Raw genomic sequence first — 16634 nt, 5'->3', positions numbered from 1 at the left:
GACAATTTTTACAAGGGAATGGAAGTAATTTTTTTGTCCATGACATTCTAACCAAACATAACCAATAAATCAAAATAAGACTTATTCGTAAATTTTAAAACTTAAGGTAGAGGTGGTAAAACAACCTTATCGATAGCATGTATTACACCATTAGAAGCTTGCACATTAACAGCAATTATGTTGCTTACTCTATTGTTAGCATCGGTTAAAGTTGCACCACCTGTAATATTTGCTGTAATATTTCCACCTTGAGTTGCTATTGTCATATTATCCATTAAAGCTGTGTCTCTTACATTAGCACCAGCTACTGCGTGGTAACTTAATGTAGCATTTAATGTGGGCTCATCTATATCTGCTAAGCTATTGGCATTTAATTCTACTAATAAATCAGCAAAAGCGTCATTGGTTGGAGCAAACACCGTAAATGGTGCAGGATCTGTTCCGTTTGGAGTAGATAGTAACGTTACGTAATCTGTTGTTAAATCATCTCTTGTTAAAGCAGCTACTAATGTACTAAAATTAGGGTCAGCTAAAGCAAAATCAACTACAGTTGGTAAGCCAATAACTTTATCAACTGCATGAATTACACCGTTGCTAGCAACAACATCAGCAACCGCTACAGTAGATACGCCGTTAAACATAACACCGTTTGATGTGTTGTAATAAATACTCATTGCATTATCACCAGCACCAGTAGCACTTGTTGTAGCGTATCCTGAACCAGCACTTACTAAATCAGTAGAAAATGTAGTGCCACTCATTACATGGTTTAAAAGTACTTGTGCTAGAGCATCAGTAGGAACATCGGCTAATGCTGAAAAGTTATTGTCGCTTAAAAACGTTGCAAAACCATCATTTACAGGTGCAAGAACAGTAAAAGTACCATCACCACTTAAAGTACCAACTAAATCGCCATCGGCTGCTTGTAAAGCTGCTACTAAGTTACTAAAAGAAGGATTTGCAATAGCATGATCTACAACGCTAGGTAAACCTATTACTTTATCAACAATGTGTATAACTCCGTTTGTAGCTTCAATATCAGCACTAGTAACAGTAGAAATGCCATTGAACATTACACCGTTTGAAGTATCATAAAAAATACTCATATTCATGTTACCAGCTCCTGTGGCATTTGTTTTTGCATAACCAGAACCTGCACTAACAAGATCTGTAGACATTACTTCACCTGTAATTACGTGGTTTAATAAAACTTGAGCTAATACATCAGTTGGAACATCACTTAAAGAAGCGAAGTTATTATCAGTTAAAAAGGCAGCAAAAGCATCATTAGTTGGTGCTAATACTGTATAATCTGTCATTCCATTTAAAATTGTAACCAAATCACCATCGGCTGCTTGTAAAGCTGCTAATAAACTGCTTAAACTTTCGTTAGCTGCTACTTTACCAGCAATGGTATTAGGTATAGTTGGTAAAATTACTTTGTCAATTACGTGAATTACTCCATTGGCAGCTTGTACATCAACTACCACAATATCACTAACGCGTCCGTTTGAATCAGTTAAAGTAGCACCACCAGTAACATTAGCTGTAATTTCGCCACCAAGTGTTGAAACTGGCATATCATCAGTTAATGCACTAGAAAGTACGTTAGCTCCTGCTACTGCATGTAAATCTAATGTAGCTTTTAAAGTTGGTTCGTCAATATCACTTAAATTATTAGCTCCTAACTCTGCTAAAACATCCGCAAAAGCTTGGTTAGTGGGAGCAAATACTGTAAACGGAGCAGGGTCTGTTCCATTAGGCGTTGAAAGTGCTGTTACATAATCAAAAGTTAAATCGCTTCTTGTTAAGGCAGAAACTAGCACTGAAAAATCATCATTTGTAGTAGCAAAATCAACAATTGTTGGTAAGCCTATAACTTCATCAACAATATGAATAATTCCGTTTGTAGCATCAACATCAGGAGTAGTTACTGAAGACATACCATTTAAAGTAACGCCATTACTAGTGTTAATATAAATACTTAAGTTGGCACCCGTTGTAGCTTCGGTAGCTAGTGTTTTTCCGTAGCCAGTAGTAAGTGCGCTAGATTGCAATTCGCCCGCAACAACATGATTTAATAATACTTGTGTTAAAACCGCCTTAGGTACATCATCTAAACTAGCAAAGTTGTTGTCTGTTAAAAATTTCTCAAATGCTGCATTTGTAGGAGCAAATACTGTATAATCTCCTGACGGATCATCTAAAACAGCAGCAAGATTGCCATCTGCGGCTAATAATGCTTGTACTAAAATGCTTAAATCTGGTGTAGCAACAGCTAACTCAGTAATGGTCTCTGGGGTTTTTTCAATAGGCATGTTATTGTCATCGTCGTCGCTACATCCTGTAAAAAATATAGCCAACAATAACACATAAGTTACCTTTTTTAATGCTGTTAATGTTTTCATGTTTATAAAATTATGATTAATTGTTTAGCAAAAGTATAAAATAATTAAACAAAATACCAAATTTTGTTTAATAAAAATTCAAAAACATAAAACAAAATAAATTTTGTGATGTAAGCATCACATATAATATTCTTTTAAATATGTGTATCTTTGCAAACTAATTTTTATTAAAATGAAGCGTGTTATTATTGGCCTTTCAGGTGGTGTAGATTCTAGTGTAGCTGCATATTTATTGCAACAACAAGGCTATGAAGTTATAGGTCTTTTTATGAAAAACTGGCATGATGATTCTGTTACTATATCAAATGAATGCCCGTGGTTAGATGATAGTAATGATGCTATGCTAGTAGCCGAAAAATTAGGGATTCCTTTTCAAACAGTTGATTTGAGTGAGCAATACAAAGAGCGTATTGTTGATTACATGTTTAATGAATATGAAAAAGGAAGAACCCCAAACCCAGACGTACTATGTAACAGAGAAATAAAATTTGATGTTTTTATGAAAATAGCATTAGACCTAGGAGCAGATTATGTTGCAACTGGGCACTATTGCAGAAAAGGCACGTTACATAAAAATGGTGAAAACGTGTATCAATTACTTGCTGGTGTTGATGTTAATAAAGATCAATCATATTTTTTATGTCAATTATCGCAAGAACAATTATCAAAGTCATTATTTCCTATTGGAGAATTAACCAAGCCCGAAGTAAGAAAAATTGCTAACCAAATAGGTTTAGTTACGGCCGATAAAAAAGATTCCCAAGGGTTGTGTTTTATTGGAAAAGTTAAACTACCAGAATTTTTACAACAACAGCTAAAACCAAAAGAAGGTATTATTGTTGAAGTACCCAAAACACACGAAATTTATAACGAAGATATCCCAAATTTTGATACAGTAGAAGAAAAACTTCAATACCAATCAAAAAAAATAGCATATAAAACTTCTTACGGTAAAACGGTTGGTAAACATCAAGGCGCACATTATTTTACAAAAGGTCAAAGAAAAGGACTTGCCGTTGGAGGCACTACAGAGCCATTATTTGTTATTGATACTGATGTAAATGAAAATGTAATTTATACAGGGCAAGGTAAAATACATCCAGGTTTGCTAAAAAAGGCATTGTTTGTAAGTAATGATGAGTTGCATTGGATTCGTGAAGATTTAGCCATTAATAATGGTGAAACCATGAATGTTGAAGCCAGAATTAGGTATAGGCAACCCTTGCAAAAAGCAACGTTGTATAAGGTTGAAACGGGTATTTATGTTGCTTTTGAAAACTACCAATCTGCTATTACCGAAGGACAATTTGTTGCATGGTACAATAACGAAGAGCTTTTAGGTTCCGGGGTTATTTCATAACTTTAAACCATGCCAAATAAAATAACAGAACTTTTTAAAATTAAATACCCAATTATTCAAGGAGGAATGATTTGGAATAGCGGTTGGCGTTTAGCTTCAGCCGTTAGTAACGCTGGTGGTTTGGGGCTTTTAGGGGCAGGCTCAATGTATCCTGAAGTTTTAAGAGAACACATTCAAAAATGTAAAAAAGCTACTAATAAACCTTTTGGGGTTAATGTGCCTATGTTGTATCCAGATCTTCAAGATATCATGCAAATTATTGTTGATGAAGGTGTTAAAATAGTATTCACATCAGCAGGTAACCCTAAAACTTGGACTTCTTGGTTACAAGAAAAGGGTATTACTGTTGTACACGTAGTAAGTAGTTTAAAATTTGCACTAAAAGCTCAAGATGCAGGTGTTAATGCCATAGTAGCTGAGGGCTTTGAAGCAGGAGGTCATAACGGACGTGATGAAACAACAACGCTAACATTAATACCAATGGTTAAAAAAGAAATTAAAATACCTTTAATAGCAGCTGGTGGTATTGCAACAGGTAGAGCCATGTTAGCTACCATGGTTTTAGGAGCCGATGGCGTACAAATGGGAAGCAGATTTGTAGCTACTACCGAGAGTTCTGCACACATTAATTTTAAAGAGTCTGTTGTTAATGCAAAAGAAGGTGATACGCATTTAACACTAAAGGAACTAGCACCAGTAAGACTTATTAAAAATAAATTTTATAACCAAATACAAGCGCTTTACAAAACATCGCCAACGGTTGAAGAGTTAAAATCTTTATTAGGAAGAGCCAGAGCCAAAAAAGGTATGTTTGAGGGCGATTTAGATAATGGCGAACTAGAAATTGGTCAAATATCAAGTTTAATTGATGCCATTAAACCTGTAAGTGAAATTTTTGATGATATAATTTCTGAATTTGAATTAGCTAAAAAAGAAATAACTACATTATAATTCTATATCCAAAAATTATATGGGGCTTTAAACTAAAAAAGGAGGAAAACTTCCTCCTTTAATATGAAACGTTTAGCAATAATTTTAAATCCCTAATAGAAAATGAAAGCTGTTTGTTTCTGTATATCATAAACATTTTTGTTTATGATTGTATGTTGGCGATAGATTTGGGATTGCGAATGTATGAAAAATATGTAGTGTTTTGTAAACTAACTACGTTAAATTATTAACATATGTTAATAAAACATTTTCAAATCTTGTTTTTATAATTACTAGCTTGTAACAAAGGGATATTTTACTTTTGCATAATGCAATTAAAACACTATACCAAAGAGTTTAAATATAACTGGCAATTAGCGGCACCAGTAATGTTAGGTATGCTTGGGCATACCTTTGTAAGTTTTGTAGATAATATAATGGTTGGCCAATTAGGTACAGCAGAACTAGCTGCCGTATCATTGGGTAATAGTTTTATGTTTATAGCCATGTCTTTAGGTATTGGTTTTTCTACGGCAATAACACCTTTAATTGCTGAAGCAGATGCTGAAGCTAATTTTTTAAGAGGAAAATTGGCTTTTAAGCACGGTCTTTTTTTATGTACCGTTTTAGGTGTTTTACTTTTTTTAATGGTGTTTTTTGCTAAACCATTAATGTATTTAATGCAACAACCAGTAGAAGTAGTTGAGTTAGCCATTCCTTATTTAGATTTGGTGGCCTTTTCCTTAATTCCTTTAATAGTTTTTCAGGCATTTAAACAATTTAGTGATGGCTTGTCTATGACAAAGTATCCTATGTATGCAACCATAATGGCCAATCTTATAAATGTGCTTTTAAATTATATGTTAATTTTTGGCAAGTTTGGTTTTCCTGCAATGGGTATAGTAGGTGCTGCCTATGGTACACTAGTTTCAAGAGTTGTAATGGTTGCTTATTTATGGTATTTATTAAAAGGAAAAGAAAAATCTAAAAGTTACGTAATTAACATTAAGTTTTTTGTGTTAGATAAACTAATGCTAAGTAAAATAATAAACTTAGGCGCACCAAGTGCTATGCAAATGTTTTTTGAAGTAGCTATTTTTACAGCAGCCATTTGGTTAAGTGGTTTGTTAGGTAAAAATCCGCAAGCAGCTAACCAAATTGCTTTAAACTTATCATCTATGACGTTTATGATTGCCATGGGGTTAAGTGTAGCATCAATGATTAGGGTTGGTAACCAAAAAGGACTTAAAAACTATTTTGAGTTAAGGCGCATTGCGTTTTCTCTATTTTTAATGGGCTCCATATTTGCTGTTTGTTTTGCTTTAGTATTTTTTGCTTTACACAAGCAACTGCCTAAATTATATGTAGATTTAAATGATGCCGAAAACTTAATTGATAACACCGAAGTAATTACTATAGCAGCAAAATTGTTAATTGCATCTGCTATTTTTCAAATAAGTGATAGTATACAAGTTATAGTTTTAGGTGCTTTACGAGGCTTGCAAGATGTAAAAATACCCACAATAATTACCTTTATTTCGTATTGGTTGGTTGGGTTTCCTATAAGTTGGTTTTTTGGTAAAGCCCATGTGTATGGTAGTTTTGGTATTTGGTTAGGCTTATTAGCAGGCTTATCTACCGCAGCTATTTTACTTTACATAAGGTTTAATTACTTAACCAAAAAATTAATTGAAGAAACATTGTAAATTGTAAATTTGTGCAGTTAAAAAAGCAATGCTAATTAAGTATTGGCTATTTTTACAGTGTTTTAAAACATGTTTTAAATTAACTTAACAATAATGGCACTACCAAAATTTATTTTAGGTGATAATTCTGATTTTCCAACAGCTATTTATGTAATTCATACGGAGTTTCCTAGGTTTATTATTAATCTTGAAGATGATGATGTTGAATGGTTTGAAGATTTTGATGATGAAGACCAAAAAGAACTTGAAACCGAAACTGAAAATGCTATTAAGTTAGCTACCGAATGGTATGATGCCGAAATTGAAAAATACAACGAGTAACCGCGTTAGGGATTGAAGCAAGTTACCGTGTAACGCGTAAAGCCCGACCCGAAGGGGAACGCCCAAATTTTATTTTATGTTAGAAAACATATTAAAGTACGATACTGAATTATTTATTTTTTTAAACAACCTTGGTACCGAACGTTGGGACAGCACTTGGTTAATTATTACAGATAAATTAACCTTTATACCGCTTTATGCTATTTTATTGTTTTTACTTTATAAGAAGTTTGGTTGGAAAGCACTACTGGTTTTTGTAGTGGTGGTAGCACTAATGATTACCTTTACAGACCAAATAACCAATGTGTTTAAACGTGGTTTTGAAAGACCCAGACCATGTAGAGATGAGGCTGGTTTATTTGATAAAATACGCTTTATAGCGGTGCGTTGTGGTAAATACGGGTTCTTTTCTGGGCATTCATCAAACTCTATGGCGGCGGCTGTTTTTGCAGGTTTAACTTTAAGACCCTATTACAAAAATTTAATTTTCATTTTATTATTTTGGAGTGCTGTGGTTGCTTACAGCCGTATTTATGTGGGGGTACATTACCCAACAGATATTATTTGCGGTTTAACTTTTGGAGCCATTTCTGGCTTTTTATTTTATAAACTGGGGCAATTTTTAATTAAAAAGTACATTACAACTTAGGCATATTTAGCAATACATCGGCTGCTGCAAAAGGTGTTGTTTGGTTGGTTTCAATGAGGTTTAGTTGATTTTTTAATTCGGCCTTTATGTTTGGCGTGTTAAAAAAATTAGATTTTAATTGGGTTTCAATGGTTTGAATAAGCCAGTATTTATTTTGCTGGTTGCGTTTTATGTTGAAATAATTGTTGGCTTTTGTGGTTTTAATGTATTGTAAAATTATGTCCCAAATTGTATTAATACCTTCATTGTTTAAAGCACTGCATGTGGTTACTTTTGGTAACCATCCTGATACCTTTGTAGGGTAGAAGTGTAATGCTCTTGTAAATTCTGTTTTTGCAAGTTTTGCAGCATGTAGGTTATTGCCATCGGCTTTATTAATAGCTATAGCATCGGCCATTTCAATAATACCTCGTTTTATACCTTGTAATTCATCACCAGCACCAGCAAGTTTTAATAGCAGAAAAAAATCTACCATACTGTGTACGGTAGTTTCGCTTTGGCCAACACCAACGGTTTCAATAATTATAACATTAAAACCAGCAGCTTCACATAATGTAATGGTTTCTCGTGTTTTTCGGGCTACACCACCAAGTGTTTCGCCAGATGCTGATGGCCTTATGTATGCGTTTTCGTCTTTAACTAGGGCTTCCATTCTGGTTTTATCTCCTAAAATGCTACCTTTTGAAACACTACTACTTGGATCTATGGCTAAAACTGCAACGCGTTTACCTTGGCTGGTTAAGTATTTGCCAAAAGTTTCAATAAAAGTACTTTTGCCAACACCAGGAACACCTGTAATACCTATTCTAACAGAATTATTTGCGTGTGGTAAACAGGCCTTAATAATGTTTTTGGCGTTTTGTAAATGGTTGGGGTTTTTGCTTTCAACTAAAGTTATAGCTCTGCTTAAAGCTGTAATATCTTTATTTAAAATAGCCGTAACAAGTGCATTACTATCAAGCTGTTTATTGCGTTTAGCTTTTAGTTTTTCTATAGCATTTTTGTTGGTTATTTCAGTTGCTGAAACACCTTTGTTTTTATGTAATGCTGTTTTTTTTTGCTTTGTCACTTAGGTAAAAGTTTATACGCTAAGATACATAAAATAAGCCCCTTAATTTTTTAATGGTACTGCAATTTTTGTGTCATCCCAGGCCATAGTAAGGAAAAGTTTATCAGTAGAATTATCAAAAGCAATTGTAAACTGCTCTACAGTGCCGTTAATTTTTTGTACGGGTACATCAACGTTTACAACATCGTAATTTGGGTCCCAAAGCGGATTCATTTCAGAGTCTACACCCCATTCATATTGTTTAGAGTTAAACATAACCGTCCATATAGAATCTTTAGGCACCGTCCATAACGTGTATTTACCAATGGGTAAATTTATTCCGTTAATTTCAAGAGGTTTGTTGGTTTCAAAAGTTGTGGCTTCGTTGGCACCCGTTCTCCAAACTTTATTATAAGGTACTAACGCCCCAAAAATTTCACGTTCTTTTTTAAATGGTCTGTTATAAAACACCTTTAGCCTTAAATCATTCAATTCAAATTTTACAGTATCTTTAGGACTGAGGCGTTTATCAAAAATATTTTCAACAAAAACAGAATACAATAATAAGCCTAAAGCAATAATAGATAATAGTATTAATATTCGTTTTAAAAAGGTGTTCATGCAGCAGTATTTTTAAGCAGCAAATATAATTTAAAACTATTAACTGCTAAACTGCTAACGCACAATTATTATGTTTTGTTATTTATTTTAAAAAAAATTAACGGTTTTTGCAACACTATAGTTTTTATGTCGTCTTTCAAATAAACTAACGCAAACCAAAAGCAAAAAAATAGTATGTTTCAAGTTAACATTATTGAACAATGTAAACAGAACAACCGTAAAGCACAACTGCAGTTATACAACCAGTACTGCAATGGTATGTATATTGTTGCTAAACGATTTTTGAAAGATGCTAATGACGCTGAAGATGTAGTACAAGAAGCCTTTATTAAAGCGTTTTCAAAACTAGATCAGTACAAAGCCGAAGTTACTTTTGGAGCATGGTTAAAACGTATTGTTGTAAATAAGAGTATTGATTTTTTAAAAGCCAAAAAACAAGAGCTCGTAGAGTTAAATGATGTGCATTTAAAAGTTGTTGATACACCCATAGACAACAAATGGTTAGTAGATGATGCTATAACACTAAACGATGTAAAACTAGCAATAAATAAACTGCCAGATAAGTACCAGTATGTGGTTATGCTTTATTTAATTGAAGGTTATGATCATCAAGAAATAGCCGATATTTTAAACATATCTGAAGTAGCATCAAGAACACAATTATCTAGAGGTAAAACAAAATTGCAAGAATTATTAACACTTAAAAATCATGGCACAAGATATTAGAGAGTTATTTAAAAATGACAAAATAACGCATGAAACGATGCCTGAAAATCATGAATTGCGTTTTATTAAAAAGTTAGATGAAGCTTTACCTGAAACCAAAACTAAAAACACTGGTTGGTTACGTATAGCTGCAAGTATTATATTGTTAATGGGGTTAAGTTTTTCAGCCTATAAAATAATTAACAGCTCACAGCCACAGCCCATAAACACTAATAATGTAGCTAAAACACCAACTATTGAAACAAAAACTTTGGGCGATATATCACCAGGATTAAAAAAAGTTGAAGATTATTATTTGGCAAGTATAAATTTAGAATTATCAAAAATTAAATACACACCAGATACCAAAGACCTTTTTGATGGTTATATTGAACAGTTAGGAGAACTTGATAAAGAGTATAAAAAACTCTCAGAAGAGCTTACAGAATCTGGTCCAACAGAGTTAACTATTAATGCTTTAATAGATAATTTAAAATTACGTTTAAACCTATTGTATCGTTTAAAATCACAATTAAAAACACTTTCGCCCTCTCAAGCTGGTACAGAGGCAGAAGAACAATCAATCTAAAAAATCAAAAAATGAACAGATCAATTATACAACTAAAATTTTTAGTTATACTATGTTTTGCGTTTGGTAGCTTGCAAGCGCAAAGCAAACAAACAAAAGTATCACAATCTATAAAAGTAAATAAAAATGTTACTATAGATTTAAACACCAGCTATTGCAATATAGTTTTTGATACATGGAACAGAAACGAGGTAAGCATTGAAGCTTATGTAGAAGGTGATAATGTGAGTGATGATGCATTACAAGGGGTTTTAAACAATTGGGATGTAGATGTTGATGCCACTAATAGCCATGTAAGTATAAACGCTAAAAGCTCAGGTAAACCAACAAAAATATGGTATGCAACACCAAATACTTATACAGATGACGATGGTTTAGTAAACATAATTTTAGATGAGCTAAAATATGAATTAGCCGATTTGCCAGATGTTATTTGCGAAAGCATTAGTGGTATTGAAATACCAGAAGTACCTGAAATACCTGCGTTACCCGAAATGCCAAAGATGCCTAAATTGCCAAAATTACCAAAAGGCGCAGACCATGTAACTTTTGATTATGATGCTTACAAAAAGGATGGTGAAAAATATTTAGAAGAGTATTCAAAAAAGTTTGAATCTGTTTATGGCGAAGAATACGCTAAAAAAATGGAAGCTTGGGGCGAAAAATTTGGAAAAGAATGGGGTGAGAAGTTTGGTAAACGTATGGAAGCTTGGGCTAAAAACTTTGAAAATAAATGGAATAGCGAAGACTTTGAAAAACAAATGGAAGCTTGGGGAGAACGTTTTGGCCAACAAATGGAACAACAATATAAAGCTAGAGAAGAAGCAGCAAAAGCTAGAGAAAAAGCACACGAATTACGTGAAAAGGCTAGAGTAAAAGCAATGGAACAACGTGAAATACAACGTGAAAAACGCGATCAGCTTATTGAAAAAAGACGTATTATAGTTGAAAAATTAGCTAATAAAGAAGGTAATATACCTGTTAAAAAAACAATTAAAATTAAAATGCCTAAAGGTGCTAAACTAAAGGTTAACGTTAGGCATGGTGAAGTAGAGTTTGCATCTGCCGAAAATTTAAATGCAAACTTATCACACACAAAATTTATAGCACAAAGCGTTAATGGAGGTTCAACTTCCATTAATGCTTCTTATTCTCCTATTTATGTAACCAATTGGAATTTAGGCGAACTAAACTTAAATCACTCTAAAACTGTAGAAATAGGTAATGTTAAACACGTGGTATTAAATGCAAACTCATCAAATGTAACTATTGATAGTTTACAAGGAAACGCCATAATAGATTGTAATATTGGCGATGTAAATATTTTTAAAATAGATGATACTTTTACTAATTTAAATGTTATACTACAAAATAGTAATGCGCTAATAGCACTGCCTAAAGCAAGTTGTAATTTACAGTATAAAGGCAATAAATCTAGGTTATCACATCCAAAAAAAGAAAAAGGTAATGTAACAACCTTTTCAACAGGTAGTTTAGGCAGTGGTAAAAGTATAGTTGTTAATGCAAAATACAGTACTATTATTATGGAATAAAACTACTTTAAGCCCTACTAATCAGCCAATAATACATTTTTCTTCTTTCAGTAAAGCCTAATTTCTTATATAAATTTATAGGTCCTACATTGTTTTCATCTACGTGTAAAAACGGTATTTTTTTACTTTCAATTATTTTTTTAGCAGTATGCGTTATAAGTTGCTTTGCGTAACCATTGCCTGTATGCTCAGGGTGCGTTACAACAGCGCTAATTTCGGTAAAATTATTTGTTTGCATTCGCTCTCCGGTAATGGCAACTAACTGTTTGTTTTTATAAATACCAAAATACCGTCCAAGAACATCGGTTTTATTTTTAAAAAAATGCGGATAGGCAATTTTTATTAAAGTCAACAAATCGTTGTGGTGTATGGTGTTTAGTTGAATTATATTTTCTGAAATAGGTTGCTTAATTAAATTATAAGCCACCATTTGTAAGCCTACATATTTTTTTATTTTGAAACCATTGGGGAGCAAAGGCTTATCTCCAACAATAAAAAATTCGTCAAGAATTTTTGCGTGTTGAATAATGGCATTTTTGGTGTCTTCAATATTTGTAAAGGCTCCAAATGGGGCATAATCTGGTTTGAAAAATTTTACATTTCCGTAATTTATGCAGTAATTAGCATGCGTGTCAACCAAAGTGCTCCAAACAGGATTGTCTAAAGGCGTTTCAGAAATCATATTTAATTGTATTCACCCAAAAACTAAACATATCTACACAAATATGATGAATCTTCTAAAGCATAAACTTTAAATGTAATACCTGAAGGGATTTCGCAAGCTTCAAAAATATCATATTGTTTTTTTGTTCCGTTTGGTAATTCAATTTCCCATTTTCCAGCAGTTAAAGTCATCCATTCTTTGCTTGATGTACTAAACTCGTATTCACCTTTTAATAATACGCCAGCAGTAAATTTACCTTGCGAATTATTAAATGCTAAAGATTTTGCGTTTCCGTTAAAATACTCATTTACGTTAATCATTGTTTAAGTTGTTTTTTATAGTGTTTATAATTGTTTCAGTGTTTGTTGTATAATCAAACCAAAGGGTGTTTTGGTTTTTTTTAAACCATGTTAGTTGTCTTTTAGCAAACCTTCGGGTGTTTTTTTTAATTTCAGAAATAGCAAAATCTAAAGGCCATTTATTTTCAAAATATTGAAAAATTTCTTTGTAACCAACCGTATTTAATGCATTTAAATCTTTAAAAGGTAATAACGCTTTTGCTTCATTTAACAGGCCTTCTTTAACCATAATATCAACACGTTGGTTAATACGATTATATATTAATTCTCTATTAGCAGTTAAGCCAATAGTAATTGTTTTAAAATTTCGTTGCTTTTTGGGGTTGTTTAAAAACGAAGCATATGGCTTGCCTGTACCAATGCATATTTCTAGCGCTCTAATAACTCTATGCGGATTGTTAATAGCAATGGTGTTATATGAAACTTCATCTAATATTTTTAACTTATTTTGAAGTGATTTTAAACCGTTAGTCTCTAATTGTTTATTAAGGTTTTCTCTAATAGCTTTGTCAACGTCTGGGAAATCATCTAACCCTTTTGTAACGGCATCAACGTAAAGCCCAGAGCCACCAACCATTATTACAATATCATGGGTTTTAAAAAGCGTGGTTAAAGTGTTAATGGCATCTTTTTCAAAAGCACCAACACTGTACTTTTCATGTATTGATTTGTGGTGAATAAAATGGTGTTTAGCTGCTAATAGCTCACTGTTTGTAGGTGCTGCGGTGCCTATTTGCATTTCTTTGAAAAACTGCCTAGAATCTGCCGATATTATTTCAGTGTTAAAATATTGCGCCAGTTTTATGCTAAGTGCTGTTTTGCCAATAGCTGTAGGCCCAATTATAGAAATTAAATATTTAGTATTAGTTTTGATATGCTTATGGTAAAATTAACGGTGTAGTTTTTTGCCACAATTATAGCAAAAATCGGCGTTATCTTTATGGTTTTCAGCAAGACAATTTAAACAGCATTTAGAGTTTAAACTAATATTGCTTTGTGGTGTTTGTTTTTCGTTTTTTGTTTGGGCAGCATATTCAGCTGTAACAATTCCTGTTGGTACTGCAATAATGCCATAACCTAAAACCATGACTAATGATGCTATAAATTGCCCTAATGGTGTTATGGGTGAAATATCGCCATAACCAACAGTAGTTAGGGTAACAATACACCAATACACACTTGTTGGAATTGATGTAAAGCCAGATTGGTTACCTTCAACCAAATACATAATGGTGCCGAGTATTATTGATATAATTATTACAGCAAATAGAAATACCGATATTTTAACTCTACTGGCTTTTAAGGCTTTTAATAATGCATTAGAGGCACCAAGGTAGCGTACTAATTTTAAAATTCTGAAAACGCGTAATAGCCTTAATGCGCGTAAGGCTACTAAGGCTTGTATGCCACCAAAGGCTAATGATATGTATTTTGGTATGGTTGATAATAAATCTATTACACCATAAAAACTACATATGTATTTAAACGGTTTTTTTACGGTTACCACACGGGCAATATATTCAATGGTAAAAAGTATGGTAATTATCCATTCTAAAACATCTAGAACATTGTGGTATTTGGCATCAATACTTTCAACACTTTCTAGCATTACAAGTAAAATACTTGCAATAATGGTATATAGTAAAATAACATCAAAAAGCTTACCTGCTTTGGTGTCTGCTTCATAAATTATTTCATGAAGTTTATCTTTCCAATGTTTTTTTTGTGTGTTCATTAATTCAAAAATAGTAAAGAATTTATTTTTTTCTTAAAACAACAAAACTGTTTGTTTGTATTTCAACAACTTTACTCATTAATTTTTTTAAATACGGATAATATTCAGGTGGATATAATGCTTGGTTGAAATTTAGTTTAAAAGTAATGTTTAGTGTGTTGTTTAATAAAACGGAAGACATTAAAACTTGCCCTTCTTTATTAGGTAATATTAAGTTTGTGTTTTTAGGTTTTTCTATAAGCTCATAATTATCAGGTATATTAATTTTAAAGCTGTAGAAAAAAGTGCTTTTATACCCAAAGTCTATAGGGTAGGTACGTTCTTGTAGTTTAAAAGGGTTTTTATCAAAAAAATTAATAATAAATGGGTTTATGTAAAGGTTTTGGGAGGTTAGGTTGTTTTCATATTCTAAGTCAAATTCTTCAATGAAATTATCACTGTTTTTATTTTTTGATGTTACTTTATGGTTTGTAATTTCAATGTAAGGAAAATTGTTTTGTATGTCTTCTATATAAGCATCTTCATTTTTAAAATATGATTTTCTAGATTTTAAGGCATGATAACCAGTTCTTCTAGATTTAGCTTTTCCTTTTATAGAATCTGTGTTAGTTAAATTTAATACAACTGCATATTGTATGTTAGATTGGTTTAAAGGTATATCTATCCATTTACTGCCGTTTTCAAAGTCAAGTAATCTTGCATAATGGTTTAAGCACCTGTAGGGTAATTGGCCAAAAGTTAAGTAATCATCAGTAGCATCTAGCAAATAGGTTTTGTTGTTAATTGAAGCTTGAACAATAAAATAATTAAATTCTGAAATAACAGGAATTGTTTTACTAGCGAAACCGTTATTGCGTGTTGATAACAAAATTGGTTGCGTATTAATACCTGATTCTTCAAGAAAAATTTTCAATAGAATGTTTATAGCTGTAGCGTTTCCTGAACGTTTTTTTAATAAATCTTTTATTGATACATCGTTAAAAACTCTGAATTCTCCATTCCAGGTATAATTGTTTTGCATGTAACTGTATATGGCTTGCGCTTTTTTTAATAAATCACTTTCATTTTGAATGTTTAATGGTAAAATTTCATTGACTTTGATGGATTTGGATATTTGTTTTCCTATTGTTTTTTTAGATTTTAATTCTTTATCTACATCTTTCCATGATTTTGTGTAATCATGTCTGTAACCATCAAAAGCAGCAAAAGACTCTAATTCATATTCAATTCGTGCTAAATAATTATATTTAGTGGTCATATAATCTTCTTCAATAAAAGCAGGTATGTTTTCCATTGTGTATTTAGAAACAAAACAACTTGAAACACCACCATTACCAGCTCTTAAACAGTCTTTTTTTACTGAGTTTTCGTTTGTTGAGAGTTTTTTTCCACCAACTAATTTTATATGATATTTCCAGTTTGCAGGAATACTTGTGTTATATTCACTGTAAAGCTTAGGGATATCACTTTGAAAGTTCCATGGGTAAAAATTAAACATAAAAGGTGATGTTTTAGTAAAACTGTATGTTATTACTGAGCCTTCTTTTAAGTTTGGTAATGTAAATTTTATGAGTGTGTTATTTTCATCTATTTCTTCTTTATAAATATCTTTTTTATCAAGATTTGTGGTTGTTATTTTTCCATTTTCTAAATTGTAAGTAGTAGCATTGATATCCTTGTAGGTTTCTGTATTAAAATTATCTTTTTTATAAAGGTGAATACTTATTTTAGCGTTTTTAAAACCAGCTTTATTTAATATTTTTATTTTGTGTTTTTCTTCTGTTTGTAATTTGAAAGAATGAGGATTTACAAAGCTATTACCATATTCATAAAGAACAACAGCGTTAGCAGTGGTGTCTTTCTCAAAGTTTTTCATTTCTAAATCACTTAAAGAGACTTGAAAATTAGCTTTGTTATTTTCTGTTTGAGAAAAAGATAAAAAGGAGCCTATTAAAAAGAAGGTTATAGTGTAAAATTTCTTCATTA

Annotated in this window: 16 protein-coding genes; 8 read left to right on the top strand and 8 right to left on the bottom strand. The window is 32.1% G+C overall.

What is annotated here, in order from left to right; all coding sequences use genetic code 11:
- Window positions 1-101 precede the first annotated feature (101 nt).
- A complete protein-coding gene (locus tag FUA26_RS07510; RefSeq protein WP_147133830.1) occupies window positions 102-2408 on the bottom strand; it encodes a fasciclin domain-containing protein in 2307 nt (768 codons plus the stop codon).
- Between the two features lie 172 nt (window positions 2409-2580).
- Between FUA26_RS07510 and mnmA the strand changes: the two genes are divergently transcribed.
- From mnmA to FUA26_RS07485, 5 genes are all read left to right on the top strand, one after another.
- Entirely contained in the window at window positions 2581-3768 is a 1188-nt protein-coding gene (mnmA, locus tag FUA26_RS07505; RefSeq protein ID WP_147133828.1) for a tRNA 2-thiouridine(34) synthase MnmA, read from the top strand.
- A 9-nt stretch (window positions 3769-3777) separates the two neighbouring features.
- On the top strand, window positions 3778-4719 hold the full coding sequence (locus FUA26_RS07500; RefSeq protein WP_147133825.1) for an NAD(P)H-dependent flavin oxidoreductase: 942 nt from the start codon (window positions 3778-3780) through the stop codon (window positions 4717-4719).
- A 308-nt stretch (window positions 4720-5027) separates the two neighbouring features.
- Entirely contained in the window at window positions 5028-6404 is a 1377-nt protein-coding gene (locus FUA26_RS07495; RefSeq protein ID WP_147133822.1) for an MATE family efflux transporter, read from the top strand.
- A gap of 93 nt (window positions 6405-6497) precedes the next feature.
- A complete protein-coding gene (locus tag FUA26_RS07490; protein WP_147133820.1) occupies window positions 6498-6725 on the top strand; it encodes a hypothetical protein in 228 nt (75 codons plus the stop codon).
- A 76-nt stretch (window positions 6726-6801) separates the two neighbouring features.
- Window positions 6802-7374, top strand: a complete 573-nt coding sequence (locus FUA26_RS07485) for a phosphatase PAP2 family protein (protein ID WP_147133818.1) — start codon at window positions 6802-6804, stop codon at window positions 7372-7374.
- On the opposite strand, the gene meaB is transcribed toward FUA26_RS07485, so the two are convergent.
- Both meaB and FUA26_RS07475 read right to left on the bottom strand, forming a co-directional pair.
- Complete coding sequence (gene meaB, locus FUA26_RS07480; RefSeq protein WP_147133815.1) at window positions 7364-8443, bottom strand: methylmalonyl Co-A mutase-associated GTPase MeaB; 1080 nt, start codon at window positions 8441-8443, stop codon at window positions 7364-7366. The two genes, FUA26_RS07485 and meaB, sit on opposite strands and share 11 nt — an antisense overlap.
- 42 nt (window positions 8444-8485) lie before the next feature.
- Entirely contained in the window at window positions 8486-9043 is a 558-nt protein-coding gene (locus FUA26_RS07475; RefSeq protein WP_147133812.1) for a DUF2911 domain-containing protein, read from the bottom strand.
- A 174-nt stretch (window positions 9044-9217) separates the two neighbouring features.
- On the opposite strand from FUA26_RS07475, the gene FUA26_RS07470 reads away from it, so the two are divergent.
- From FUA26_RS07470 to FUA26_RS07460, 3 genes are read left to right on the top strand one after another with little or no spacing between them, the layout of a single operon-like run.
- Entirely contained in the window at window positions 9218-9769 is a 552-nt protein-coding gene (locus tag FUA26_RS07470) for an RNA polymerase sigma factor (protein WP_147133810.1), read from the top strand.
- A complete protein-coding gene (locus tag FUA26_RS07465; RefSeq protein WP_147133806.1) occupies window positions 9753-10337 on the top strand; it encodes a hypothetical protein in 585 nt (194 codons plus the stop codon). The genes FUA26_RS07470 and FUA26_RS07465 overlap by 17 nt, the downstream gene beginning before the upstream one ends.
- 11 nt (window positions 10338-10348) lie before the next feature.
- The gene (locus tag FUA26_RS07460) at window positions 10349-11890 is read left to right on the top strand and encodes a hypothetical protein (protein ID WP_147133803.1); all 1542 of its coding nucleotides are present in this window, start codon (window positions 10349-10351) and stop codon (window positions 11888-11890) included.
- A gap of 7 nt (window positions 11891-11897) precedes the next feature.
- Here the strand turns inward: FUA26_RS07460 and FUA26_RS07455 are convergent, their stop codons facing one another.
- The 5 genes from FUA26_RS07455 to FUA26_RS07435 are packed head-to-tail and all read right to left on the bottom strand — an operon-like array spanning window position 11898 to window position 16632.
- Window positions 11898-12572 (bottom strand): GNAT family N-acetyltransferase, encoded by a 675-nt coding sequence (locus FUA26_RS07455; protein WP_147133800.1) that lies wholly within the window; start codon window positions 12570-12572, stop codon window positions 11898-11900.
- A 23-nt stretch (window positions 12573-12595) separates the two neighbouring features.
- Entirely contained in the window at window positions 12596-12874 is a 279-nt protein-coding gene (locus FUA26_RS07450) for a pyrimidine/purine nucleoside phosphorylase (protein WP_147133797.1), read from the bottom strand.
- Window positions 12867-13787 (bottom strand): tRNA (adenosine(37)-N6)-dimethylallyltransferase MiaA, encoded by a 921-nt coding sequence (gene miaA, locus FUA26_RS07445; protein WP_147133794.1) that lies wholly within the window; start codon window positions 13785-13787, stop codon window positions 12867-12869. Before miaA ends, FUA26_RS07450 begins: the two co-directional genes overlap by 8 nt.
- A 15-nt stretch (window positions 13788-13802) precedes the next feature.
- Window positions 13803-14648: an ion transporter gene (locus tag FUA26_RS07440; protein WP_147133791.1), complete on the bottom strand. Its 846-nt coding sequence runs from the start codon at window positions 14646-14648 to the stop codon at window positions 13803-13805.
- Between the two features lie 22 nt (window positions 14649-14670).
- Window positions 14671-16632 carry a DUF3857 domain-containing protein gene (locus tag FUA26_RS07435; RefSeq protein WP_186826882.1) on the bottom strand — a complete coding sequence of 654 codons (1962 nt, stop codon included), beginning with the start codon at window positions 16630-16632 and terminating at the stop codon, window positions 14671-14673.
- Window positions 16633-16634 lie beyond the last annotated feature (2 nt).

Source organism: Seonamhaeicola algicola, from assembly GCF_007997385.1.
GTDB lineage: Bacteria > Bacteroidota > Bacteroidia > Flavobacteriales > Flavobacteriaceae > Seonamhaeicola > Seonamhaeicola algicola.
Note: the sequence above shows the minus strand (reverse complement) of the source record. Positions and strands in the feature narration are given on the sequence as shown.